We start from the raw sequence: 26,210 nt of genomic DNA on the forward strand, positions 1-26,210 counted from the left end.
CAATGCAACAGCAAGTACAGTAACATAGGTTGCAATAATTTAGGGCAATAATATACAATTTGACCTTTTTATAACCAAAACACTCAAAACCTTTCTCTACCCGCCTTTGAATCTCGCAACTGCTCGATTCAAATCAGCCTTTCAGCGTTTTCAACTATAATCTTTCATTCTATGCCTAAATGTATAATATTGCCAAAAACATAGGCGATACGATTTTCACGGCTGCCTTCTTTCTTATTGTGTTCTCGGCATACCACACTTCAGCCATGCCTCCCTTGCCCAGAAGGCGTTGAAGCGTGTAGCCATTGATTGTCTTTCCTTGCATACCAAATCGTTATTTTTTGCCATTATCTTTCACAAACCTGGCGCCACAACCAAACGGGCAGCATCCGTCAGCCTCCAGCTTTTTCCAATGTATTGTCATAGGTATGTTCTTTCCGCATTTCGGACACTTGTAGCGTGGCTGATACTTGAGCTGAATGTCAGTCAATTCTTCAGTGATGTCGTTGTTCTTGCCCAAGGTGAAGATACCCATAAGAGCTGAAACGACAGAACCGATACTGATGACAACAATTCGCGCTTCGCCACCGACAAAAGGCATCAGGATTAGACCAACGGCGGCAGGAACAAGAGTGGCTATCAGCCTTGGCAACTGCGTCTTCTTATTTATCTCCTGCCTTAGTTTGACCACCTCATCCTGATATGCGATATAAGCCTTTTTCATATTGGCAAATTCCACCGAGAAATCAGTTCTGTTGGCGTTTTCGATTTCCTTTATTTTTTCAAATACATCATTGACATCCAAGACATAGCAGTCGCCATAGGACAGGCCGCCTAAACGGACATCATCGCCTTTCTTAATCCGTGTCGATGCCACCTGCTCGCCATTGACAAAAGACCCATTTGACGAATCATTATCAATATAAGTGAGCATGCCGTTGTCGTAATCCAATTTGCCATGATGGCGGCTTACTTTTTTAAAATTATCGGGGACCTTGATGTCATTTGGTCCCGTTTCTTCCCTTCCAATTTTAATTTCAATCATAAAACTAAAGTGTTGCTACAATCATACAAGAGTCAAATTTTCAATCATTTTGAGACCCCGGCTGTTGTTGGCCGGTAGTCTCTGGCTGTTGAACAGGTTCAGTAGCAGTTGTCTGGTTGGTCTGCGAATTGCCTGCCGGCTGCTCGTCTGGCGTTGTGGCCTGCTGGCTAGTAGTTTCAGGTTGTTGGACAGGTTCATTGACAGTTCCATTAAGCATCTCGCTAATGTTGTTCAGCTTGCCTTCTTTCTTTTTATCATTATTGACAGTGTTGATGGCCTCAGCTTCACTGCTGATTCGCTCGACTTCAGCCTCGGCTTCCTGAGTCCGTCTCTCCGCTTCTTCAGCGGCTTTTGCATCGGCTTCGGCTTTTTCCCTTGCCTTCTTCTCAGCCTCACGTTCAGCTCTCCTTGCTTCCCTTTCTGCCTTCTTCATATCCGCTCGATTGGTTTTCCCATCATCTGTTTCTGTCACCGGGACTTCAGTTTTTTCCTCTGTTTTCCCAGCATTTTCATCATGAGACTTATTTTCAATGACAAACAGCAAGCACAAGGCTAAAATAATCAAGGCAAAAAGAATGATAAGCATGTCCTTGCTAGTGAGTTTCTTCTTTTTTGGCTTGTCACCTTGATCAGAATGTCCGAAGTGCAAAGGAGCAGAAGATGAACTCTGAACAAGATTTCGCCCTGATTCTGCTTTTACATCCCCTTTAACTACAGCTGCAGGAACAGATTCCGTTTCAGAGGCAGGAGCATCATCAATTTCATCAATGGAGAGCGTCTTCAGGTATTCCTGATAGTCATCCATGATTTCGCTTTCGGTAATCCAAGTCAGTTCACTATCGTCACCATTGTTGAAAGCATCCTTTGCTTCAACCTGAATAACCAGCGCCGTGTTGTTGTCTTTTGAAAGTTTGTTGCACTGTTTTGCCAGCCTTTGGCATTTCTCTTCAAAAGGTATCGAAGCATCGAGCATCATGGGAACAAGTTCATGATCGCCCCAAGCCTCAACCACGCCATCGGAACAAAGCAGGAAAATGTCGCCTTCTTGCAACTGGTTGATTTTCACAATAGATGCCGTTGCCACCTTGCCTTTTGCATTGGCCATGATGGCATTGGAGATACGGTTCGACATGGGATGATGGCGTCCTGCTTCACGGGTAATCTCGTGATGGCGCATAAGCTCGCCAACCAACGACTGGTCCCATGTATGCCACAGCTTATGTTCCGAAGGACGGAACAAATAGATGCGGCTGTCGCCGATATGAGCGGCATACCAAAAGTCCTTCGAGAAAAAAAGGCCTGTAAAAGTGGTGCCCATTTTCTCCAGTTCGGGTTTCTCATCCAGAATCTTGTTGAGACCTTGCTGAGCCTTGTCCAATTCGTTTTGTATCCGTTCCTTGTTCAGGTCTTCTACCGGATTATCGAAATACTTCAGCAATTCTTTTACAATGAAGCCACTGGCCATTTCGCCACAAACATGACCTCCCATGCCATCGCAAACGGTTGCCAGGTTGTTGTTGTAGCCATAGCTGTCTTCATTGTTCTGGCGTTTGCCAATCTGAGTGAATTCTTTAATAATCATATACTTTTTTTTTAAAAGTCTGTTTCATCCTTATCCACTGCGCGGCTCGATTTGATGGTGACACGGAACATGGTTTCGCCCAAACGGAACGAATCACCACTTTTCAGATACACTTCTTTTCCGTTTTCCAAATCCTTGCCATTCAAGCGCAACCCATTCTTGCCACTGGGCAGATTCTTGAGGGTGAATCCGCCGTTCGATTTCTTTGTAATGGCAGCATGTATGCGGCTCATCTTCTTATCCTCGGTCTTAACTTCAACATCAGGACGATGTTCCGGACCGCTTTCGTTTTTCCGACCCACGGTATTGTATCCTGACGAAATGGTGAACAACTGGGCGGGGGTCAATGTACTTGCCAAAGTTTCCAGGAACAACGAGGCTTCCGCAACTTGTTGGCCAATGATAGTGTGATCGCCATCGGTTTTTGTTTCAGGCTCAGGCGTTGGCACCGAATTAAACTTCGATGCAAGCGACTGAGGAACGACCAACACCTTCTGCTGATGACAAAACGGGCATGTTACCTTGATGGATTTCCCAACCAACTCTTTGGTGATGTCAAAAGGAATCTGTTTCCCGCATTGAGGATTCGAACAATTCGTACTAACTTTCATAATTCAAATATAAATATAAATAACTATTCATTATTCCATAAAGCAACAATCTGAAACATCGTTGCAACCTATTTTCAGAGCATTATTCATTATTATAAATCACCCACACCCATGTCATTATCCATAATGTTAGGGTCAAAAGACAAATCAGCTGTTGTGTCGATATCGTTGCAAGCGATAATGCCTTCAGTTCCCGCCAGACTTGGGTCTATCGGAGTTTCAACGACATCAAGTCCGTTGATTTTCATAACACTGCTTTCATCAATAATGACATTGCCTTCGTCGTCCATCTGACTATCCATGACCACCACATCAAATTTTCCGTCGGTATCGGTATCCAGAATCAAGTCAGGTTGGTCGTTACCATTCAAATCGGCGACAACCAGGTCAGGCATATCATCATCATTCGTATCAAGAATCATGACGACTTCGTCTGAAGTGATAGTCAATGGATCAGGTTCAACAGGCACCGGTTCGTCTCCATGCTCAAGGCTAATGATGTCGGAAGCATCAGTAAGATTGCCTTCATCATCAATTACTGGATCGACGACCAACGTATCCATTTGGCCATTCGAATCCATATCGACAAGCATATCTGGCATTGCGTTGCCATTAGCATCAACAATGGCAATGTCGGCCTGGCCATCCCCATCCAAATCTAAAGTATCGATATAATCATCTTCTGAGAATTCGGTTCGCACCTCCGGTGTTGGTTCCGGTTCTGGTGTCGGTTCTGGTTCTGGTGAAGGTTCCGGTTCTGGTTCCGGTTGATGATTCTCATTGATCGTGTTTGTCGTGTGATGAACATCAGCCCAGTATTGGTTTTGTTCCTCGGGCGTCATGCTGTTCCATTCGCTGCCATAATAAGTGCCGTAGGTATGTCCATGCCAAGTAAAGATGCCTCCGCCCCCCACTTCCGCCCTTGCAGCAGCAAAGGCCTCGTTGAACGACATATCATCGTTGACCGACGTGGCTATCGGCATGTCGTGTCCTTCGAGGTGTTGTTCGACGACGGGATTTTCATGATTATCAGTATTTTCAGGATCGACAGGATCATCAGGATTATCAGGGAAGACCTGAATAGGCGTAAACAGGCCTGCAGCCACGCCCGCCACGGCAGCAGCACTGGCTATTCCGGCGGTCTTCGCCCTTGCGCGTTTCTTGTCTGCACTGGCATTCTGTTCATTTTCGGAAGCAACACGCTCTTCCGTTGTTGTTTCCTCATTCACTTTCTCATTCTGATCACAAACGGTAGCATCTTCATCGTCAACCGTTTCATCCTTCTTCTTGTCGTACAATGTATCTTCTGACATAATAGTATTTTTTATTGTTTTGTTGTATTAATCAACTGCAAATATAATTAATTTTTCAAACCACAAAAAAAAGCAGCTTTTTTACCCGTAATGTTCGCCTTATTAGTCAAGTTGACAATTTAAGATTCCCTCTCGAGGGAATGGAGAACACGACACATTGAAAATGCGGCGGCGCGTAAGGTTCACACTAAACGCGATGACAGGCCGCCGCCGATCCCATAATTTATCCCAAGGCACTCCGTTCCCGACCGCAGGGCGGGAATCTACCGCTGCCAAAGGCGGTATTTATTAGGCCATTGGCCAGCCCGCACTTCGGCTGCCTTCTCCTTCGCGCCACTTGCTGGGCGCTCCGTTTCGACACCCGAAGCTTTCCGTCTGTCCCTGTCTCTGCTTCTTACGCTTAACAAGAATTACAGAGCCAGGCGCAGGCCAAGGCGGTTGCCCGTGCTGTCGGGGTTGCGGCTGACGCGGTGCGACACACGGCAGTACCTCGCGTTGCAGTACCAGCTGCCGCCACGGATCACGCGGTTAGAGCCTGTTGCAGGGCCTGTAGGGTCGGTCTGTGCGCTGCTGCCGTAGTCGCCGTACCAGTCGCTGCACCATTCCCACACGTTGCCGCTCATGTCGTAGAAGCCAAGTTCGTTAGACTGTTTAGTGCCCACAGGCTTCGTTCCGCTATCGTTTGTCGTGCTTGTGTACCATGCCACGTTGTCCAAGGTCTTGCTGCCGCTGTACTTGTAGCCGCGGCTCTGCTTGCCGCCGCGGGCGGCGTATTCCCACTCCGCCTCGGTGGGCAGGCGGAACTGCCTGCCGTTCAGCTGCCAGGCGCATTGCTGGTTCAGCTTGGTGATGAAGGTCTGGCAGTCGTCCCAGCTTACCATCTCCACAGGGCGCTGGCTGTTGCCCGTGTAGTAGCTCGGGTTGCTGCCCATCACCGCCTGCCAAAGGGCCTGCGTCACCTCGGTCTCGCCCATGTAGTAGCTGCTCAGCGTCACGCTGTGCGCGGGCTTCTCTTCACTATCGGCTCTGCCCTGCTCGGCGGTCGCGCCCATGGTGAAGGTGCCGCCCTCAACGGGAAGCATCCTGAAGGTTACGCCCTTGGCGGTGAAGGTAAGCGGTGTGCTGGAAAAAGAGGAATTTGCATTCTTCGTCTCTTGCACAGGAGCGGCTTTGATCTTCATCTCCACCTTAAATGCAGTGCGGCTTTCGCTCACGTTAATCTTCTTGCTGTAGTCGTCGTAGCCTTCAGCGGTGGCTTCCACTTGATGCGTGCCATAGTCAAGTTCCATGACTTGTTTCTTTGTCTTGCCAAAAGCCCCATAGTCCTGGCCGTCGATGGTAAGCTGTGCTTCGGCCACGTTGCTGGTGAGCGTCACTGCGGCACTGGTTGCTGTTTCTGCTTCTACAGGAATTTCTTGCTCTTGGATGGACAATGATACACTGTCGGGTGCCATTGGCATAGAGTCTTCCGAAACTTCCAGCGTTATTACCTCATCTTGCTGTGTTTCCCCCTCCTTTCCCGATTTCGAACTCACGCCTATGACGATGCCTACTACGGCTAAGGCGGCCAAAGCCACCCAAAGCCAAGTGCGCTTGGGGTTCCCGCCCGAAGGCTTCGGCTGTGGTGCCGGCCTTGGCGATGGTTTGGGCTGGGGTTTCGGCTGCGGGCCGTCAATTTCGGTTTCGTCCGTATCGACGCAAGCCGCGGCCTGTCCGCCGAAATGCGCCAAGGCGGGCCGCTGTTCGCGGTCCTTCGCCAGATAGGGTTCCAGAAAACTGCGCCATGCCCTTGGCAATGCACTCAGGTCAAGCGGATTCTGAACGATGGAGAGCTGTATCTCAAAGTCGCTGCTGTTGGTAGTGTCGTAAGGCACCTTGCCTGTCAGTAAGTGGACGAAGGTCACGGCAAGGGAATATATGTCGGAGCGATAGTCAACACGCTTTGGATCCTTTACTTGTTCAGGGCTCATGTACATCAGTGTACCCAAGGTTGACCCCGTCTTGGTGCCCGATGCCGCTTCCTTCACCTTGGCGATGCCGAAGTCCATCAGGCGCACGTTGCCTTCGGTGTCGATGAAGATATTGCTTGGCTTGATGTCGCGGTGCACCACACCCTTCTTGTGGGTGTAGTTCAGCGCATCGGCCATCTGGTTCCACCACTTCTCAATCTGCTGCTCGCTGAAGCGCTCGCCGCGTTTCATGCGGGCCTTCAGGTCGTCGCCCTCAAGGTATTCCATAATGATGGCGGGGCGGCCGTCGAGTTCGTCATAGTCATACACCTGTCGGATGTTCGGATGATTGAGTCCAACCATCACTTCCGCCTCGTTGCGGAAACGCGTCACCACATTCTCGTCGTCGCAGAATTTCTTCTTCAGGAACTTCACTGCGGCTTTCTTGTGTATCTTGTTTTCGGCATACCACACCTCCGCCATGCCGCCTTCGCCGAGCAGCTTTTGAAGTGTGTAGCCGTTAATTGATTTGCCTTGCATGTTTTATTGTGCTTTCAATTTATGGTGCAAAAATAATAAAGAGCATTTGTTATAGATTTGTTTCGTAAAGAATGCTTGCTGCCGCGCCGGTCTGCGCTGCTACAGCTCCATTTCCTCAATCTTGCATTGGTGTTCCTTCGTGTCGGCGTCGTAGTTGATGCCCACGAAGAGCAAATCGCCACGATAGTGTTCTAATAGGTCGTCGTATTTCTTTTCCTTGATCTGGTTTATCGCCGATTCAGCCGACTTGTTGTTTTTCAGCTCGATGATCATGGCGGGGATGTTCGGGACGTAGGGTATCAGCGCCAGGTCGGCGTAGCCTTTGCCCGTAGGCAGTTCCTTGATGACGGTGTATTTCAGGTTGGCGTAGAAAAAGGCCAGGCCTATCGCGCTCTGGAACGAGGCTTCGTTGTTGTAGGTCAACGGGTTGGTGACGCGCGTATGCGCCTCAGTCAAGGCGGCGGCGACGGCTGCTTCGTCCTTGTTTATCGTGGCTTCAAGCAATTGTTTCGAATCGTTCACCAATTTGATGATTGGCGCATAGTCCTGTTCATATTGGACGGAGATGACCCATTGCTTGCGGATTTCCTCGTTGGGAATGTAGCAGAGTTGCGTTTCCCTGTCGTAGGCCAGATAGCCGAGGTGTATCAGGTAGGTGAACACGTCGTCCTTGCCGTGGAAGTCGGTCATCGTGTTCAGGTAGGAGTCCACCTCGACGGGCACTTTTCCACCGCCCATCATCTTTATGACATCGTCCTTCATGCCGTCGAAGTTCATCAGGATGTAGAGCTTCAAAGCCTCGTAGGAGCCGGTCTGCGTCCAGTAGCTGCCAAAAGAGCGTTTCGTCATGGCACTCACCACCGATCGTGGGCTGAAGATTTCATGCACACCGTTCAGGTCGTAGCCGTCGTACCAGCGCTTACATTCCTCGTAGTCCATGCCGTACTGCTCGCAAAGGCTTTTCGTCTCTTCGGCGGTAAAACCCACATATTCGGCAAGCTGCGACGCGTCGGTCATTGAATATTCCATGAACAGGTTGAGTTTCGACTGTATCTTGTCGCGCACGATGGGCAGGATGCCGGTGAGGTAGGCCAATGAAATGGCAGGGCTTAACGTCGAGTTCTTGAACATGGCGTTGAGGAAGCGCAGATAGTCGTCGAACAAGGCTTGCGGCACCTTTTCACGGACAAGAACATCGTATTCGTCGATGATGACAACGAAGGTTTCGCCCGTGACTGCATACACTTTTATCAGCGATTCAGGAAGCGATTCCGCTTCTGAAAACTGAATTCCGAACGCTACTGACAATTCAGCCTTCACTTTCTCCGATATGATTTCAATCAGATTCGGCTTGTCTTTCACCATCATGTACTCGGCATTCAGATCAATCTTTATCACGTTCAGCTTGTTGAGGTATTCCTCATAGCTCTTGTCTTGCGCTATCTTCAGGTCCTTGAAAAGCTCGCGCGAATCGCAGCCCTTCGAGTAGTAGGCGGCAATCATGTTGCCCGCCATGCTCTTGCCGAAGCGGCGCGGACGCGACACACAGATGTATTTGTTTTCGGTATCGACAAGTTTGTTCAGTTCGGCAATCATCATCGATTTGTCGACGAATATTTCAGACTTTCTGGCCTGCTGTAGCAGCACATTGTTCGGATTCAGGTAGATGCCCATGATGAAAACGGTTTATCTGGCAAAAATAACAATCTGTTTCGACATATTGCCTTTTTTCATTCAAAAAATTTGGCAACAATACACAATTTGATCTTTTTATAGCCAAAACATTCAAAACCTAAAAAACCTTTCTCTATCCGCCTTTGAATCTCACAACCGCTCGATTCATCTTTCATGTCGCTAAAGGTGCCATTCGCCGAGGCTCATTCAGCCTTTAGCCCGGAATGGGCTGCCCTTTCAGGGCGCGGGCGTGACAGTTCCCCGACAGGCAGCATCATACAGGACATAAATCTTTCGTAAACCCATTATAAACGCCCAAAGCACACCGGCCATTTGCCCAATGCGCTTGCGGGGGTTCGGTTTTGCGGACGCATGCGGTGCGGCTTTTTTCCGGAAAGCTTCGGCTGTCTTTTCCTTCGCGCCACTTGCTGGGCGCTCCGTTTCGACACCCGAAGCTTTCCGTCTGCCCCTGTCTCTGCTTCTTACGCTTAACAAGAATTACAGAGCCAGGCGCAGGCCAAGGTAGATGAACGTGTCGTCGGGGTTGAAGTTGTAGCGGTCCGACACACGGCAGCACCTCGCGTAGCCGTCCCAGCCGCCGCCACGGCTCACGCGGTAAGAGCCTGATGTTGGTCCTGTAGGGTCGGTCTGTCCGCTGCTGCTGTAGCTGTCCTTCCAGTCGCTGCACCATTCCCACACGTTGCCGCTCATGTCGTAAAGACCAAGCTCGTTGGCCTGCTTGGTGCCCACGGGTTTTGTACCGCTATCGTTTGTCGTTCTTGTGTACCAAGCCACGTTGTCCAAGGTGTTGCTGCCGCTGTACTTGTAGCCGCGGCTCTGCTTGCCGCCTCGCGCCGCATACTCCCACTGCGCTTCCGTTGGCAAGGCGAAGCGCTTGCCGCCAAGCTGCCCAGCAAGCAACTGGTTCAACTTATTGATAAAGGTCTGGCAGTCATTCCAACTCACTCGCTCAACAGGCAGGTTATTGTCTTTGTAATAACTCGGGTTGCTGCCCATCACCGCCTGCCAAAGCGCCTGCGTCACCTCGAACTTACCTATGTGGTAACTGCTCAAAGTAACCTTATGAACCGGACTTTCATCACTGAAGGCTTCGTTGTCATAATTCGGAATGTCGATGTTGGGAACCTTTTTGAAAAGGCCAATGCGTTTTTCCTCGCAATGTGCCCCCATCCAGAAAGTGCCGCCTTCGACCTTCACCATGGTGAAGCTGACGCCGTTCACCGTGAAGGTCAGGCTGCCGTCTGAGGCTTCCTTTACTTGGGAATCGATAACCGTTTCGTCCGTATTGTCAGTCAGGATAACGACTTCTTCCGCTGGCTTTTTCGTTATAGGGCTTTCGGCCTTACCCAACAGCGAAAGGAAGTCCGCAATGCTTTGCGGTCTGTCCTTCTGGCGCAGTTCCATAGCCTTCGCCACAGCCTGGCGGGTTGGGAACGAGCAGCTGTCAGGCAGGGGCCGCAGTTCGTCGTCGTTGGCGCGGTCGGCCGAACTGGGCGGTCTCTCGCCGGTAAGCAGCTTGTACAACGTGGCTCCCAAGGCGTAGATGTCGGTGGCAGGCGTGAACTTCTTCACGCTGTTGCCCATCTGCTCGATGGGCGCAAAACCCGGCGTCTTCCCCGCCAAGGTGGAGGTGTTCTCTCCCGACACCTCGTCGTATTGCTTCGACACGCCGAAGTCTATCAGTATGGCGCGGCCATCTTTGCCTATCATGATGTTGCCCGGCTTGATGTCTAAGTGCAGGCGGTTCAGGCTGTGCACATAACCCAGCGCATCAGCCACCTGCGTGATGTAGCCCACGGCCTGCGCTTCGGACAGCCTGCCCTTGCGCTCCACCATGTCGCCCAGCGACTCGCCGTCGATATAGTCCATCACGTAGTAGGCCGTGCCGTTCTCTTCAAACACATCCGTCACACGGACGATGTTCGGATGGCTCATGCCGTTGATGGCGCATGCCTCCTCGACGAACTTCTTCCTGAGGTGCGCCAACATCTTTGCCTGGCTCTCGGTGCCTATGGTGACGCGCCCCGTGCCTTCCTCGCGGTTGCAGAACTCCTTCACGAAAAACTCCTTGACGGAAAGGCGCGTGCCCAGAAGGACGTGGCGCACCTCATACACGCAGCCGAAGCCGCCCGAGTGTATGAAACGCTCAATGCGGTAGCTGCCGTGAAGCACCGTCCCGACGGGTAATAATGGTATCTCTTTATTCATTTCTGTAGTTGGATTTTAAAGATAACTTGCTGCAATCGAAAATCGTCCTATCATAGGCAAGTCTCGTGTTGTCAGCCACAAAAGCCACTTTAGGTCTCCTGGCATGCCTCTTTGCCGGTTTGCAACCTCGGAGCATGATTCCGAAAACAGCCAAAAACAAAAAAACAGACAGCACCATCAGGAGAAGCTGTTCCTTGGTGAGGGGCAGTCTGAAAAGCGAGGGCGTTTCCTTCGCCCGGTTTGGCTTGTGTGTTTTTGCCGGCTTGTTGATTTGCTCAGGCTTCAATTCCACGACAGGCAGATTGTCATTAGGCGTATCGAGGACAACGTCAAATTCGACACCTTTGTCCGGCTGAGGAGGGACCAAGCCCTCGTCGGTGGCTTGTTCAGCACCGGTCACTTCATCAACGGGAATGAGATAGCAAGTGAAGTTATCGCGCGTCTTGCCATAACATTCTTCTTTTATCAAGGCCAGTTTCTTTTCGTCGTCGACATCCATCGAGAGAATCTCGAAAAGGCGTACGTCCGAAAGCTGCTCGAGGATACCATCGCAACAGAGGAAGAAATAGTCGCCGCCCTTTATGTTTTCCAAATGGTGGATTTCAGCCTGGGCACGCTTCTCGGCATGAGGCTGGCAGGCCCGGAGGATGACGTTGCGTCGCGGATGGTGAGCCGCTTCCTGAGGAGTCATCTCCCCCAGTTTCACCATCATATTGACCCATGAATGATCCGACGACTGATAGACAATGCCTTTCCCCGGCCTAATCTGATAGATGCGGCTGTCGCCGATATGAGCGGCGAGACAACCCGCAGGGCCGAAACACACGCAGGTGAGCGTGGTGCCCATTTTCCTTTCACCGTCGTCAGTGTCGGCGGCATCAAGGGCATCGTAACCGGCAGACAAGGCTGCCTGGAAGATGTCGTCAGTAACAGCCTCGTTTTCGGCGGTCTTCTCCGTCAAGGCCTGGCCTAGCGCTTGCGCCATGGTCTGGCTTGCCACTTCGCCATGGGCATGGCCGCCCATGCCGTCGCACAAAATAATGACTTTTTGGTTTTCGCCGGTGGCCTCAAAGCGAGGCCACACGGCGTCTTCCTGGTTTTCCTTTTTGCCAATCTCGGAAAAACCGATAGGCTTTCTGATTTTAATATCCATGATTTGCGATTCCATTCATTGCCCCAATTGCGTCGCTACAGCAGAATAATTCGCCTTCTGAAGCAGCACTTTGGTATGTCCCATCGTCATGACATCGCCCAGCTTGAGAGCTACGGCAACACCCTCTTCCACACGCTTGCCGTTCAGCAGCAACGGATTAATGGTTTTAAGCGTTTCAAGAATACATTTCATTTCATTGCCTTCCTTTTTCACGACAATGCTGGCATGTTGTCGGCTCATATAGGCATCAGAAGGCGTGATGACGATGTTTGTGTAGTCGGATTGAGGTTGTCGGCCTACCACATTGCGGCCAAGCTTCAGCGGGAATTCTTTCCCGTCCACGTATAAGGATGGCATAGCTACATCCGCTGCTGGGTTGGGGCTCAGCTTGAACTTCAGCAGGGCACCACATTGCGGATTTGGGCAGTTGACGGAAGCCGTACCGACAGCATTGTCAGGAATATTCACACGGATTGACTGTCCGCATTTCGGACACTTGATAATCTTCTGAACCATAACCGTTCCCCTTTCCTACATTATGCGAAATCATCGACGTTGGCATCGTTCATATAATCGTTCATCGCCAGAGGATCGTTTGCCATGCAGTCATCTACAGGCATCTCGATTCCTGCATCAGAAACGTCGATAAGGAGATCGTTTTCTGCTGCAACCACAACATCCTCTTCATCCAACCTCATGTTTTCATTCATATCGGGGAGTATGATGTCGGCCGTGTTTGTCTGGTTAATGTCGATCACAAATCCGGTTTCGCCTTCAACCTGTATCGTTGCCACATTGACTGTTTGATCAGCTATGCTGACGTTGGTATCCACACTGATAACCTCAACGCCAAGGTCTTCCAGTTGCACACTCGAATCATCAACAACCTCAACATGACCGTTAACAGGCATGGCCACATTGGCGTCTGATATGTCGATGGCTTCATTTTCCGTGAAACTGCCATCGTGATTTTCATCATGAATGGCCAGGTCGACAATAGCGTCATCATCGACATCGACGAGGAACACCTGTTCACCGTCGACATTCACTTCAGCCACATCAACAGTGACACCATCGACATCCACTTCCTCGATGGCAACGACTTCGTAGCCGCCCTGAATGTCATCAGCCGTAACATGGACATCAACAGAGACGATGTCTTGTTCTGAAGCATTATGGAGTGTTTCTCCATGATGGTTTTCTCCGTCGGCGACGATATCGTTGTCTGCCACGTCATGGCTGTCGTTCGCTTCACCATCATATCCGGCAGCTTCTTCACGGACAGCCTGATACTCCACCGAATGGTACCATTGGTCGTGCTGTTCGTCGCTCATGGCATTCCATTCGTTGCCGTAATAAGTGCCATAAACGCCACCGCGCCATTCGAACACGCCACCAGGGCCTACCTGTTCGCGGGCTGCAGCAAAAGCCTGGTTAAACGACATGTCGTCGTCGACATGTGCAATATGGATGTCGTTACCCATGAAAGTGCCAGCCGTAGCATCAGGAGCGAGTTCGCTTGCATGCGAATGTGGGGTTTCAGTGTCGGCAGGAATTTCCGGTTCTTCTTCCGTGCCGCCAAAAACTTGTGAGCCGGCTAAACCCGCCGCTGCACCGACGACACCGCCAGCTACGCCATAAATGACATTTGATGAACGTGAAGACTTCTTCTCTTCCGTGATTTCACCGTCTTTCACATTGTCGTTGTTTTCCTTTGTTTCCGGTTCAGGCACTCTTGCCATTTCAGGATCCATGATTGTCTGATCGTCATCGAATTGATTTTTTACGTTGTTTTCCATAATGTAAATGTTTAAAATGTTAATTACTGTTTGTTAGTTTTAATTGATTTGACGAGGCAAAAATAGGGATAAAATATTGCCTGCAAAGCATTTACTAACAGCAATTGACGAAACCCCTCTCAGAAATGACGAAACCACACAGCAGGATGAGGAAAGGCTTTTACCGCCAGTCGGCCACAATCATGTCATTGTTGAACTTGCCCCACATGACAGGATGCTGCCGGTCGTAGCTTTCACGTATCACTTGATAATGAACATAATTGTAAATCTCTTTTGCCGTAACGACCTTGTCGCCATTGGCATCGGCTGATCCGCACAAGCCTTTTACTAAAAAATAGGTAAACAGGCCGTTTTCCCCCTTGGGAAATTCCTGAGAGGTCTCGTTGGAGCGTGACGAGAGGAAAAACATAACGGGATTGTTTTTGCCGACATTAGCGCCCGTTGTCCTGGTCTTTTTCGTACGCAGCTTGCCGCTGTAGCACGAGTCGGCATAAACGACTTTGTTTCTTGCCTTGCAACCTTTGAACAAGGTCTGCATATCCTTAAAGGATAATCCCGTCCCCGTATTATCAATATCGTAGCAGCAAAAACCCGACTGGCTGCCATGCCCCGAGTAAAAGAAGACGACCATATCGTCGGCATCAGCTTGGGCAAACTGGTTGCGGATGGCATTGTAGACATTGCGCCGCGTGGCCTGTTCGTCGCACAAGGTGGTGATGTGCGTGGTGTAGCGGCGCATCACGCCGGAAAACTCCAAGGCATCCTGCTTGCAATAGCGCAAGGTGGCATCGGGCAAACCCTGATAACGGTTCACGCCCACGGCAACGACATAAATATCAGTCTTAGCACAAAGCTGCAAAGGCAGAATGGCCAGCAGCAACAACGATAACACTATTTTTTTCATTTCTTAAGGGATAAATTGTTCACTAAAAGCTGTTTCAGTTCGCGCGCCGCCTCCTTGGGCACTTCAAGCGTCATCGGCTTGTGGCTGAAGTCGGTCATAACGACCTGTTTCCTTGCCACATTGACCCCAACTAAGTAAGAAGTATTAATAATGTATTTACGGCCTACGCGAATATATTGAGCCTTGTTGTCGGCACCCAAAGTCTTGGCTATCAAGCCTTGCATCTGCAAAAGGCTGATGGTAACCAGCACCTCGTAGGAATTGCTGAAAAAGACGTGGCAATAATTGCCATCGGCCTCCATGTAAACGACTTTCGTCAAATCGACCTTGACGAATTCGTTTGTCGTGTTAAAGTATAGTAATGATGCCATAATGTGTATTTTGGTGCAAATATATGTAAAAAAGTTTTGCAGTCGCACATATTTGATTCAATATAATATTTATTTATTTTTGCGCCATAAAAACTATAATACAATTAATCATGCAAGGAAAATCAATCAACGACTACACCCTACATCACCTCCTAGGCCGAGGCGGCATGGCAGAGGTGTGGTATGCTGAAAACAGCATTGAGAAAGCGGCGGCGGTGAAGATACTGCGCGAAGACTTCGCTCACAACCCCGACATTGTGGAACGCTTCAGGAACGAAGCCAAGGTGATGGTGAAACTCAACCATCCCAATATTCGCCAGGTATATGGCTATGGCGATGTTGACGGACGCCCAGCCATCATCATGGAATACCTCGATGGCGACGACCTCAAGGCCCGCATGAAACACGGCGAACACTTCAGCCAACAGCAACTCGCGAAGTGGTGGAACCAAATGACCGACGCACTGAGCTATACCCACAGCGAAGGCGTCGTCCATCGCGACATCAAGCCTTCGAACATCTTCATCGACACCAAAGGCAACATCCGCCTCTTGGACTTCGGCATCGCGAAAATCAAGGAAAGCATCTCATCGACTCAGACGGGATCCATGTTAGGCACGCTGATGTACATGAGCCCCGAGCAGGTGAAAGACCCCAAGCGCGTTGACTACCGCTCCGACCTCTACTCGCTCGCCGTCACCTTCGTGCACCTGCTCACCGGCAAGGCGCCCTACGACAACACCAACAGCAGCGATTTTGAGATACAACTCTCCATCGTGCAAGAACCACTCGACCTCTCCGCCGTGCCAACGGCATGGCGCAGCTTCCTTGAACCCTATTTAGAGAAGGCTTCAGAAAACAGACCACCGCTGAGGCATTTCGGGGCTTCCGCACAGCAGGCAACGCCAGACGATGCCACCGTGCACGACACATTCCAAAGCCGACGGACGGAAAACACCAACGATGGAACGGTAGCCGATAGCCGGACTCACTTTGAACCGAAACACTACAGCATAGTGGCAAAAGACAAGGATGACCTCCAACGGATTATAAAGCAAAGGATGGAAAAGTTCGGCCCCAACTGCAACCTCAACGACATCGATGTGTCGATGGTGACGGATATGAGTAAGTTGTTTTATGAATCTGAATTCAACGGCGACATCTCGAAGTGGAACGTGTCGAAAGTGACGAATATGAGTGACATGTTTTACGGCTCCCCATTCAACGGCGACATCTCGAAGTGGAACGTGTCGAAAGTGACGAATATGGCTTGCATGTTTCGTAAATCACAATTCAACGGCGATATCTCGAAGTGGGACGTGTCGAACGTGACGGATATGAGTGACATGTTTTACGGCTCCCCATTCAACGGCGACATCTCGAAGTGGGACGTGTCGAACGTGACGAATATGGATGGGATGTTTTCCTGCTCCCAATTCAATGGCGACATCTCGAAGTGGAACGTGTCGAAGGTAACGGATATGCATTGGATGTTTTATGGCTCAAAATTCAACGGCGACATCTCGAAATGGAACGTGTCGAACGTAACGGATATGAGCGACATGTTTGAATGCTCCCCATTCACCGGCGACATCTCGAAGTGGAACGTGTCGAACGTGACGGATATGCGTTGCATGTTTTACGGCTCCCCATTCAACGGCGACATCTCGAAGTGGGACGTGTCGAAGGTGACGAATATGAAAGCCATGTTTCGGAATTCTCCGCTTGAAAGCCACAAGCCTCAGTGGTACAAATGGTTTAAAGCTATATTCTGATAAAAGCCGAAAATTATTGAAAAAAAGCAAAAGTGGAACAGAAATGTACAACTGAAAAGTGAATATCATGCAAGGAAAATCAATCAACGGCTACACACTTCAAAAGCCGTTAGGCACTGGCGGCATGGCCGAAGTGTGGTATGCCGAAAACTCATTAGGCAAGAACGCAGCCGTGAAGTTCCTCAAGAAGGAACTCTGTGGCAATCCCGACATCGTGGAACGCTTCCGCAACGAAGCCCAGGTGATGGTCAAACTTAACCATCCCAATATTCGGCAAGTGTACGACTACGCCGAGCTCGACGGACAACCCGCCATCATCATGGAATACCTCGAAGGCGACGACCTCAAGGCTCGCATGAAACACGGCGAACGCTTCAGCCAACAGCAACTCGCAAAGTGGTGGAACCAGATGACCGACGCACTGAACTATACCCATAAAAAAAATGTCGTGCACCGCGACATCAAGCCGTCGAACATCTTCATCGACACCGAAGGCAACGTGCGCCTTCTGGACTTCGGCATCGCCAAGGTGAAGGAAAGCATCTCGTCCACGCAAACCGGCGCGGCCATGGGCACCCTGCTCTACATGAGTCCCGAACAGATCGACGACGTGAAGCGCGTGGATTACCGCACCGACGTGTATTCGCTCGCCGTCACCTTCGTGCACCTGCTCACGGGCAAGGCGCCTTACGACGCCACTACCACAAGCGACTACCAGATACGCAAGTCGATAGTCGAGAAACCGCTCGATCTTTCGGCATTGCCAACGGCATGGCGCAACTTACTGCAACCCTACCTCGCCAAGAAGCGCGAACAGCGCCCCGCCTTGGTACATTTCAGCGAACCCGCCAAGGCACCCGATGATACGGATGAAACCGTAATTGACGAACCAAAACAGGAACCCAAGCCGAAAGCTGAGCCTCAGCCAAAGTCAAAACCAGAACCTATCCCGAAGCCAAGGAAGAAGTGGCCGATTATTGCAGGTGCCGCAGCGGTGGCGCTCATGGTGCTGGTCGTATTGCTGACAATGCAAACTAATTCAAAAGCACCCAAAAATCGCGAAGCTTTGAAAAGCATCATAGCGGAGAGGATAGAGAAATACGGTCCAAATTGTAACCTTAACGACATTGATGTTTCGAAGGTGACGGAAATGGATTCGTTGTTTTTCGAATCCCAATTCAACGGCGACATCTCGAAGTGGGACGTGTCGAACGTGACGAATATGAGTGAAATGTTCTACTATTCCCAATTCAACGGCGACATCTCGAAATGGGACGTGTCGAACGTGACGGATATGAATCATATGTTTTCCCTCTCCCAATTCAACGGCGACATCTCGAAGTGGGACGTGTCGAACGTGACGGATATGAATCATATGTTTTCCCTCTCCCAATTCAACGGCGACATCTCGAAGTGGGACGTGTCGAACGTGACGGATATGTATAGTATGTTTTCCGGCTCCCCATTCAACGGCGACATCTCGAAGTGGAACGTGTCGAACGTGACGGATATGAGTGACATGTTTTACGGCTCCCCATTCAACGGCGACATCTCGAAATGGGACGTGTCGAACGTGACGAATATGTCGAGTATGTTTAAATATTCCGAATTCAACGGCGACATCTCGAAGTGGGACGTGTCGAACGTGACGAATATGAGTGAAATGTTCTACTATTCCCAATTCAACGGCGACATCTCGAAATGGGACGTGTCGAACGTGAAGGATATGAATGGTATGTTTTGCGAGTCCAGATTCAACGGTGACATCTCGAAATGGAACGTGTCGAACGTGACGTATATGCACAGAATGTTTAAAAATTCTCCTCTCGAAGGCCGCGAGCCAAGCTGGTAAAGGGAATGAATGATGCTTAAGACGCTAGTACCTCACGCACACGCTGCCGCTGATGCGGTTGCGCTTGTTGTTGACGAATCGTGCCAAATTCATAAATGAAATAAAAAAGCTGCACCCATATCATTTATTATTACTACATTTGCCGCATGAAAAATAATGCAACAGCGGTTACAGTAACACGGGTTGCAATAATTCAAGCATCATAAAAACTTAAACATCAACAAAATGAAGTTCTACGACAGAGAGAAGGAATCAGCAGCACTTGCAAGAATCGAATCCATTTCCAAGGATTTTGCTCAAATGACAGTCATCAGCGGCCGACGGCGCATAGGCAAGACCGCATTGATCAAGCATTATCCGAAAAGCATACCTTTCGTCTATTTTTTCGTTGGACGCAAAAGCGAGGCCATGCTCTGTCAGGAACTTACGGAAATCATAAGCGAAACACTTGATGAGGAATTGGGCGACTTCACTTCCTTTTCAAAACTGTTCGCCGCCATCATGTCAATCTCCAAAAGGAAGAATTTCACCTTGGTTTTCGATGAGTTTCAGAACATTAGCGGCATAAATTCTTCATTTTTCAGCGACATGCAGAACATCTGGGACAGCCGAAAAGACGAAAGCCACATCAACCTCATTCTGTGCGGTTCCATTTATTCCATGATGCGCAAGATTTTCGACGACAGGCACGAACCGCTTTTCGGAAGAGCAACCAACAAATTAAAGATTGAGCCATTCACAATCAGCACTTTAAAAAACATCCTTTCAGAACACAATCCCAATTTCAGGCCCGATGACTTGCTGGCATTTTACATGATTAGCGGCGGCGTAGCCAAATATGTCGAGCAATTGGTCATGCAATCAGCCTTTACAAATGAAAAGATTTTAGATGCCGTTACGCAAACCGGCTCCTATTTCATCGACGAAGGCCGCGATGTGCTATCCGAGGAATTTGGCAAGGAATACAGCAATTACTTTTCGGTCATGGCGGCCATTGCAAGCGGAAAAACCACGCGAGGCGAAATCACAAGCCACATCGGACTGGAATCGGGCGGCTATCTGGACAAATTGGAAAAAGAATACAATCTGGTTTCGCGGCAGAGGCCTTATCTGCAAGGCGAAAACACGAGGAATGTCCGTTATTTTATCAATGATAACTTCCTAAATTTCTGGTTCAGATTTATTTACAAATACCGCAGTGCCATTGAAATCGGGAATTTCGGTTATGTACGCGACAAAATTTCTGCCGATTATGAGACCTATTCAGGATTCATTTTGGAACGTTATTTCAGGCAAGTTTACAAGGAAACCGGCTTTTACAGCACAGTCTCAAACTATTGGAACAGAAACGGAAAAGATGAAATCGACTTGATTGCTGTCAATCAAAACGAAAAGCAAATAGTCATCGCCGAATGTAAACGTAACCCACAGCGAATTGATATTGATATTCTGAAAGAAAAATCGAATGCCATTCTGAACGCCCATAAAAAATGGGACACACAATTCATAGGACTTTCGTTAGATGACATGTAACTGAATAACAATTTTGCAGACCATATTCCTTTGAAATTATTAATGCTACACTCAACATTTTTCTTACATTTGCAACCCAAATTCATCACTACAATGAAAAAGTCTTTTTTTATCATTTTGCTCTCGTTGGCCAGCATTTTCGCGAATGCGCAAGCCATCGAAATGACCTATCGTTACAACAATCCTTTTTCAAGGACACTCGATGGGTATGAAATCCTCAACTTTGAAGGATGCCGTCCAATGGGCGACATCGGCGCACCGATTTTGCCTTGGCAAAGCGTCAGCCTGATGCTGCCACAAGGTCAGGAAGCCAAATCCATTTCCATTGAATTCAGCGATTTCGTTGAACTTGATGGCCGTCACAACCTCTATCCCGTTCAGCCCGAACGCCCAATTTCGGCTGAAGGACCGTTTGAATTTGTGAAAAACGAGGAACTTTACCGCTCGGCTGAGAGTTTTCCAACCCGCACGGAAAGCGAAGTTAAGACGCAGTATATGAACGGTGTAGGTTTTGCTCTCAGCGGATTTACACCTATGCGTTACGTAGCCAGCACGGGAACTGTCAGCTATGCCCGCACCGTGAAAGTGAAGGTCGAGACCATGGCAAGCCGCAGCGACCAAAGCCGCAAATTGTGGCTCCGTCCGGAAAATGTGAGCATCATGAAGAAACTCGCTCAAAACGAGGATATGCTTTCAACCTACCAACGCCGTGATGCCATGTTGCCCGAGTATGAAGTCCTCGTCATCACGCCTGAAACCTACATCGGCCATTTCGATGATTACATTACCCAATATGCACAGCAAGGTCTGCGCGTGCGCGTGGCTTCTACAGAAGAAATCTACGATGCCATGGAAGGCCGCGACAACAAGGAGAAAATCCGCAATTACATCGTTAATGAGTACGAAAAATGCGGCATTACGATGGTCGTTTTTGGCGGCGATGTTGACCTTGTGCCACACCGCAACCTCTGGTGCTTCGCCCAAGAAGGCTATCAAGACAATGTCCCATCTGACCTCTATTATGCTGGTTTAGACGGAACTTGGAACGAAGACGGCGACAATAAATGGGGCGAAATCGGCGAAGATGACCTCTTCCCTGAAATCGGCATTTCGCGTCTTCCTTTCAACAACATGAACGAATTGGAACTTTTGCTTGGCAAGACTTTCAGTTATCTCAACGAACCAGTTTTGGGCGAATTTCACAAGACCACGCTCGCCGGTGAACACTTAGGCGACGGCTATTATGCTTCAAGCGATTTGGAACGCCTTGTCGGACAAAGCGATTTCAACGGCTACACGACCTATGGCTATGATGAAGACATTTATGAAATTGGTCGCGTTTACGAAACTCCCTACCATTGGTGGAATCCAGACGAACTGCGCGATGCCATCCGCGAAGGAACACAATATGTCAACCATTTCGGACACGCAAACACTTCATACGTTGGCGGTTGGAATAATTGGGACATCAATTCCAATCTTTTTGCCGGTGCCAATGGTGTTGACCACAACTACACCGTTTTCCATAGTCAGGGCTGCATTTGCGGCGATTTCGCCGACGACTGCATTCTTGAACGCATGGTTTTGAATCAGACCGGTGTCATTGTTGCATCGGGCAACTCACGCTATGGCTGGTACAGCACCGCTGGCGATGCATCATCGGCACACTTCAACCGCGAACTCGTTGATGCTCACGTCCATGACCGTATTCCTGAATTGGCCTTGGCTTTCAAGGATGCAAAAATCATGATGGCGCCATACGTCACAATGTTTGGCGAAAGCGGCACAATGCGTTGGACACTTTATGCTCTCAATGTCATCGGCGACGGCACGCTCTCCGTTTGGTTCGACGAACCATTCACTCCAATCGTGGAATATCCTGAAGTGCTTGAATTGGGCACACGACTCATTCCAATCGACGTGAAAGACGAAAACGGCAATGGCCTGCTCCATTTCCGCTGCAACCTTTTCAACGGCGATGAACTCATTGGCGTTGCCTACACCGATGAAAACGGTCACGCTGACATTGAATTTTACCCTGTCAATAATGATGATACACTTACCGTGGTTGTGGCAGGCATGAGCGCTTGGCCGCAAAGTTTCGAAATGACTTTCCCAAATGCCGATTGCTCATACATCATTTACGATGCCTACGAAATCCATGATGAAGACGGTCAAGTCGATTTCAGCGAGAACCAGACCATCGATATAACATTCCGCAATGTAGGTAATTTGGATGCCGGCAATTTCACTGCAACATTGACTTGTGACAACCCTGATTATGCGGTTGTTACAAATGGCGAAGCCAACATTTCCGGATTGGCATCCTATCAATATTTCACATTGGAAAACGCTTTTGAGTTCACGGTCAGCGACAGCATTGCCGACAATACCGAAATAGCTTTCACTTTGGTTTGCAACGATGGAACAAGTTCGTGGACAAGCCATTTCAAAGTTCCCGTCCACGCACCATATTTCGCCGTGACAAACATTGAACTTGAGGAAGTTGATGGCAACGGCAACGGCATCGCGGATTACGGCGAGACCATGGCTCTGCATTTCACCATTCAGAATACGGGTTCAAGTTTGGCATCTGAAACATATTTCGGCGTTTACTGCTCCGCTCCAGAAATCAGTTTTGAAGAAAACATTTTCACCATTGGCGAACTCAATCCAGGCGAAAACGCCCAAGTGGATTTCACTTTCAGCATTGCGCCCGACATGACCATGCCGACTGCATTCGAATTGATACTTGCATCATATTCAGGACGTTATGTCGTCTACGACAATTATTATGTCAATGTCGGTTGCGAAATCGAAGACTTTGAAACCGGCGATTTCTCGAATTACGATTGGCAATTCGAAGGCACACACAATTGGACGATTTCAAGCAACGGCGCTTACGAAGGCTCATCTTGTGCAAAATCACCGCAAATCAGTGACAATCAGAGCGCTTCCATTTGGCTTGACTATGATGTGGCTTGCCAAAACGAATTCAGTTTCTATTATAAGGTGTCATCCGAAAACGCCTACGACTGGTTGAGTTTCTATGTGGACGGCGAACTTCTCGACCGCTGGTCAGGCGAACAGGATTGGACCCGTGCCACATTCATACTTCCGGAAGGTCAGCACCAACTGAAATGGGAATACTCTAAGGATGCCGGTGCATCAAGCGGACAGGATCGCGCTTGGGTTGATTTCATCGTCTTCCCGCCAGATGTCGTCGTGTTAGGTGTCGGCAGCGAAACTTCAGACGATGCCCCCCTTTATCCTAACCCATCAAACGGTTACTTCACAATCGTTCTGAACGAGACCTCCGAAATCAACATTTTCAATGCCTTAGGTCAAAACTGCATGACTTTGAGCAAAGCCGAAGGCAAACAGAACATTCACCTCGACAAGAAGGGTTTGTATTTCATCCAAATCAGCAATGCCAGCGGTGTGACAACAAAGAAGATGATTATCGAATAATCAACAGACATCTATATCAAATGAAAAGAGTGTCCAGATAGGACACTCTTTTCGTTTATACCAAAATCAAAACTCGTTGCCAACAAGTGATTTCAAAACTCAACGAACCACCACCTTAAACTTTTTTCCTTCTGGTGCCGAAACGCGGTAATCAACGACCTTTCCATCCTTCCATTCGCAATCAACGACGGCTCCGCCACGAGCGCAAAGTCCTTTGAATGAACCGTTTGGCCAACAATCTGGTAAAGCCGGCAATAATTCGATATAGCCATCGTGACTTTGAATCAGCATTTCAGCAATGCCCGCCGTGCCGCCGAAATTGCCATCAATCTGGAAAGGCGGATGTGCGCAAAACAGGTTCGGATACGAGCCTGCGCCATTGCCGTTATAAGTCGCGCCCTCCATAGGCATACATGGCGACAACAGATTTTTCAGCAACTTATAGGCATGATTTCCATCGCCTAAGCGCGCCCAGAAATTCACCTTCCAAGCCATCGACCAGCCTGTGCCTTCATCACCGCGACGCTCCAAACTGACACGGCAAGCATCCAACAGCTGAGGCGTCTTGGTTTTTGTAATCAAATCGCCGGGATACAAGCCGAACAAATGCGACACATGACGGTGATGCGGTTCGGTTTCTTCGTAATCTTTCAGCCATTCCATCAAGTAACCTTTCTCGCTGACCTGCATAGGAGGAAAACGTAACTCTGTCTGTTTCAAAGAGTCAGCAAAAGCAAGGTCTTCATTCAAAATAGCGGAAGCAGAAGCCACTGCATCGAAAAGTTCGGTGATAATCTGCACATCCATCGTGCTGCCCATGCAGACGCTTGCCGTGCGGCCATCGTCTAAACGGAAAGTATTTTCAGGCGATGAAGTCGGTGCCGTGACCAACCAGCCGTGTTCAGGTTCCTCAATCATCACATCCATGAAAAACCGTGCAGCACCTTTTAGCATCGGATATATTTCTTTCAGAAAATCAGCGTCTTCCGTAAAAAGATAATGCTGCCAAGCATGTAAAGCCAGCCATGCGCCGCAAGTATTGGTTGCTCCCCACGAAGGATGTTCGCCGGGAGCCGAAAAGCCCCAAATGTTGGTTCCGAAATGCGCTACCCAACCTTGCGCATCGTAAAAATCGCGTGCTGTTTTTTCTCCTGTAACAGAAAGATTTTCAGCCAGTTTCACCAATGGCAAATGCAGTTCCGAAAGATTGCAAACCTCAACCGGCCAATGGTTCATTTGCACATTGATATTCAAATGATAATCGCCATTCCAAGGCGTCTGAATCGTGTTTGCCCAAAGTCCCTGCAAATTCGGCGGCAGCAAATCCTCGCGCGTGGAACTAATCAAAAGATAACGGCCATAATTGAAGTAAGCCATTGGCAACCAGGCATCTTCCTCATCAAGAAAACGCTGCCAATGCTCTGACAAAGTCATCGTATCATTGACAATCGCTTCACCAATTTGCAGGCTTGCCCTATCAAACAAGGCGTGATAACTTTCAAGATGTTGTTGCAATTCAGTTTCATAATCCAACGAATCAAAGAATTGAAAATCAACATCTTCAAGTTTATTCATTCTGTTTTTCCAATTCGTTTGGGATATGAAATAAAGCGTTGCCTCATTTGCATTTTGCAAAACGACGCAGGAATCATTGAAAAACACCTCTCCTCCATTATTTTTCAGGCACACGACCGCTTGATAACGCATACCTTTCACATTTTCCTGACCGCTTTCCAACATTCCGAACATCACGATTCCGTTTTCCGATGTGATGATTTCAGCGCGTTCGGGACGATTCAGATTATAAGCAAACGACACCATGTTTTCCTGATTGGCAGTGAAATGAATCACGCCAAAATCATCTTTGCGCGAGGCAAAATAATCGCGGCGATAGGAAACGCCACCTTTATTAAATAAGGTGTAAGCCATAGCATCGCTGACATTGAGACCGCGCTCGTAATAAGTCGCAGGAGCATCGTTTTCATATAAATAGGTAATATCCAAATCACCCAAAGTCTGATAGCAGCCGTAAGGCACATTCGCTCCGCTCCCGTGACCAGAACCTTCTCCTCCACAGACAAACGATTCATACATAAGCTGTTGCGCTTCATAATTCTTGCCTTCCAAAAGCAATTCACGGATTTCGGGCAATGCCGCTTTCGCTTTCGGATTGGCATCGTCATTCGGACTTCCCGACCATAAAGTTATGTCGTTCAAAACAATACGTTCGTTTTCAATGCCGCCATCAGGCATCATGCCCAAATGGCCGTTGCCCAAGGGCAAAGTCTCTTCCCAAATTTTGGCCGGTGCATCATAGCGCAAAACGATTGAATCATCACATTCATTTTCAGCATTTTCGCACGAAACCAAGAATGGCAACAAAAGGAAAATCAGGTAATGTTTTCTCAT

18 protein-coding genes are annotated in these 26,210 nt (G+C 48.9%); 4 read left to right on the plus strand and 14 right to left on the minus strand.

The features are described from left to right. Nucleotides 1–175: 175 nt before the first annotated feature. The 13 genes from AC06MN_RS12385 to AC06MN_RS12445 all read right to left on the minus strand — a co-directional run bounded on the left by AC06MN_RS12385 (nucleotide 176) and on the right by AC06MN_RS12445 (nucleotide 15,170). A complete protein-coding gene (locus AC06MN_RS12385) occupies nucleotides 176–325 on the minus strand; it encodes a hypothetical protein (protein WP_475672699.1) in 150 nt (49 codons plus the stop codon). Nucleotides 326–334: 9 nt separating this feature from the next. Continuing rightward, nucleotides 335–1,045 carry an FHA domain-containing protein gene (locus AC06MN_RS12390; protein WP_475672700.1) on the minus strand — a complete coding sequence of 237 codons (711 nt, stop codon included), beginning with the start codon at nucleotides 1,043–1,045 and terminating at the stop codon, nucleotides 335–337. Nucleotides 1,046–1,085: 40 nt separating this feature from the next. After that, entirely contained in the window at nucleotides 1,086–2,627 is a 1,542-nt protein-coding gene (locus AC06MN_RS12395; RefSeq protein WP_475672701.1) for a PP2C family protein-serine/threonine phosphatase, read from the minus strand. Nucleotides 2,628–2,638: 11 nt separating this feature from the next. Beyond that, nucleotides 2,639–3,238, minus strand: coding sequence for an FHA domain-containing protein (locus AC06MN_RS12400; RefSeq protein WP_475672702.1), 600 nt, complete (start codon nucleotides 3,236–3,238; stop codon nucleotides 2,639–2,641). Between the two features lie 92 nt (nucleotides 3,239–3,330). After that, a complete protein-coding gene (locus AC06MN_RS12405) occupies nucleotides 3,331–4,551 on the minus strand; it encodes a hypothetical protein (protein ID WP_475672703.1) in 1,221 nt (406 codons plus the stop codon). Nucleotides 4,552–4,961: 410 nt separating this feature from the next. After that, nucleotides 4,962–7,040: an SUMF1/EgtB/PvdO family nonheme iron enzyme gene (locus AC06MN_RS12410; RefSeq protein ID WP_475672704.1), complete on the minus strand. Its 2,079-nt coding sequence runs from the start codon at nucleotides 7,038–7,040 to the stop codon at nucleotides 4,962–4,964. A gap of 99 nt (nucleotides 7,041–7,139) precedes the next feature. After that, entirely contained in the window at nucleotides 7,140–8,714 is a 1,575-nt protein-coding gene (locus AC06MN_RS12415; protein WP_475672705.1) for an AAA family ATPase, read from the minus strand. A 498-nt stretch (nucleotides 8,715–9,212) separates the two neighbouring features. Continuing rightward, entirely contained in the window at nucleotides 9,213–10,943 is a 1,731-nt protein-coding gene (locus AC06MN_RS12420; RefSeq protein ID WP_475672706.1) for an SUMF1/EgtB/PvdO family nonheme iron enzyme, read from the minus strand. Beyond that, nucleotides 10,936–12,111 (minus strand): PP2C family protein-serine/threonine phosphatase, encoded by a 1,176-nt coding sequence (locus tag AC06MN_RS12425; RefSeq protein ID WP_475672707.1) that lies wholly within the window; start codon nucleotides 12,109–12,111, stop codon nucleotides 10,936–10,938. Before AC06MN_RS12425 ends, AC06MN_RS12420 begins: the two co-directional genes overlap by 8 nt. Next, nucleotides 12,112–12,612 carry an FHA domain-containing protein gene (locus AC06MN_RS12430; RefSeq protein WP_475672708.1) on the minus strand — a complete coding sequence of 167 codons (501 nt, stop codon included), beginning with the start codon at nucleotides 12,610–12,612 and terminating at the stop codon, nucleotides 12,112–12,114. A 20-nt stretch (nucleotides 12,613–12,632) separates the two neighbouring features. Beyond that, entirely contained in the window at nucleotides 12,633–13,895 is a 1,263-nt protein-coding gene (locus tag AC06MN_RS12435; RefSeq protein ID WP_475672709.1) for a DUF1330 domain-containing protein, read from the minus strand. Nucleotides 13,896–14,055: 160 nt separating this feature from the next. Continuing rightward, nucleotides 14,056–14,799: a caspase family protein gene (locus tag AC06MN_RS12440; protein WP_475672710.1), complete on the minus strand. Its 744-nt coding sequence runs from the start codon at nucleotides 14,797–14,799 to the stop codon at nucleotides 14,056–14,058. Further along, complete coding sequence (locus tag AC06MN_RS12445; RefSeq protein ID WP_475672711.1) at nucleotides 14,796–15,170, minus strand: LytTR family transcriptional regulator DNA-binding domain-containing protein; 375 nt, start codon at nucleotides 15,168–15,170, stop codon at nucleotides 14,796–14,798. Before AC06MN_RS12445 ends, AC06MN_RS12440 begins: the two co-directional genes overlap by 4 nt. A 110-nt stretch (nucleotides 15,171–15,280) precedes the next feature. On the opposite strand from AC06MN_RS12445, the gene AC06MN_RS12450 reads away from it, so the two are divergent. The 4 genes from AC06MN_RS12450 to AC06MN_RS12465 all read left to right on the plus strand — a co-directional run bounded on the left by AC06MN_RS12450 (nucleotide 15,281) and on the right by AC06MN_RS12465 (nucleotide 23,801). Next, complete coding sequence (locus AC06MN_RS12450; protein ID WP_475672712.1) at nucleotides 15,281–16,945, plus strand: BspA family leucine-rich repeat surface protein; 1,665 nt, start codon at nucleotides 15,281–15,283, stop codon at nucleotides 16,943–16,945. Between the two features lie 67 nt (nucleotides 16,946–17,012). Further along, nucleotides 17,013–18,797 (plus strand): BspA family leucine-rich repeat surface protein, encoded by a 1,785-nt coding sequence (locus AC06MN_RS12455; RefSeq protein WP_475672713.1) that lies wholly within the window; start codon nucleotides 17,013–17,015, stop codon nucleotides 18,795–18,797. Nucleotides 18,798–19,022: 225 nt separating this feature from the next. After that, on the plus strand, nucleotides 19,023–20,330 hold the full coding sequence (locus AC06MN_RS12460; protein ID WP_475672714.1) for an ATP-binding protein: 1,308 nt from the start codon (nucleotides 19,023–19,025) through the stop codon (nucleotides 20,328–20,330). Between the two features lie 93 nt (nucleotides 20,331–20,423). After that, nucleotides 20,424–23,801, plus strand: coding sequence for a C25 family cysteine peptidase (locus AC06MN_RS12465; RefSeq protein WP_475672715.1), 3,378 nt, complete (start codon nucleotides 20,424–20,426; stop codon nucleotides 23,799–23,801). 99 nt (nucleotides 23,802–23,900) lie between these two features. Here the strand turns inward: AC06MN_RS12465 and AC06MN_RS12470 are convergent, their stop codons facing one another. Then, nucleotides 23,901–26,210, minus strand: a complete 2,310-nt coding sequence (locus AC06MN_RS12470; RefSeq protein ID WP_475672716.1) for a glycoside hydrolase family 95 protein — start codon at nucleotides 26,208–26,210, stop codon at nucleotides 23,901–23,903.

Source organism: Candidatus Limimorpha sp., from assembly GCF_056203535.1.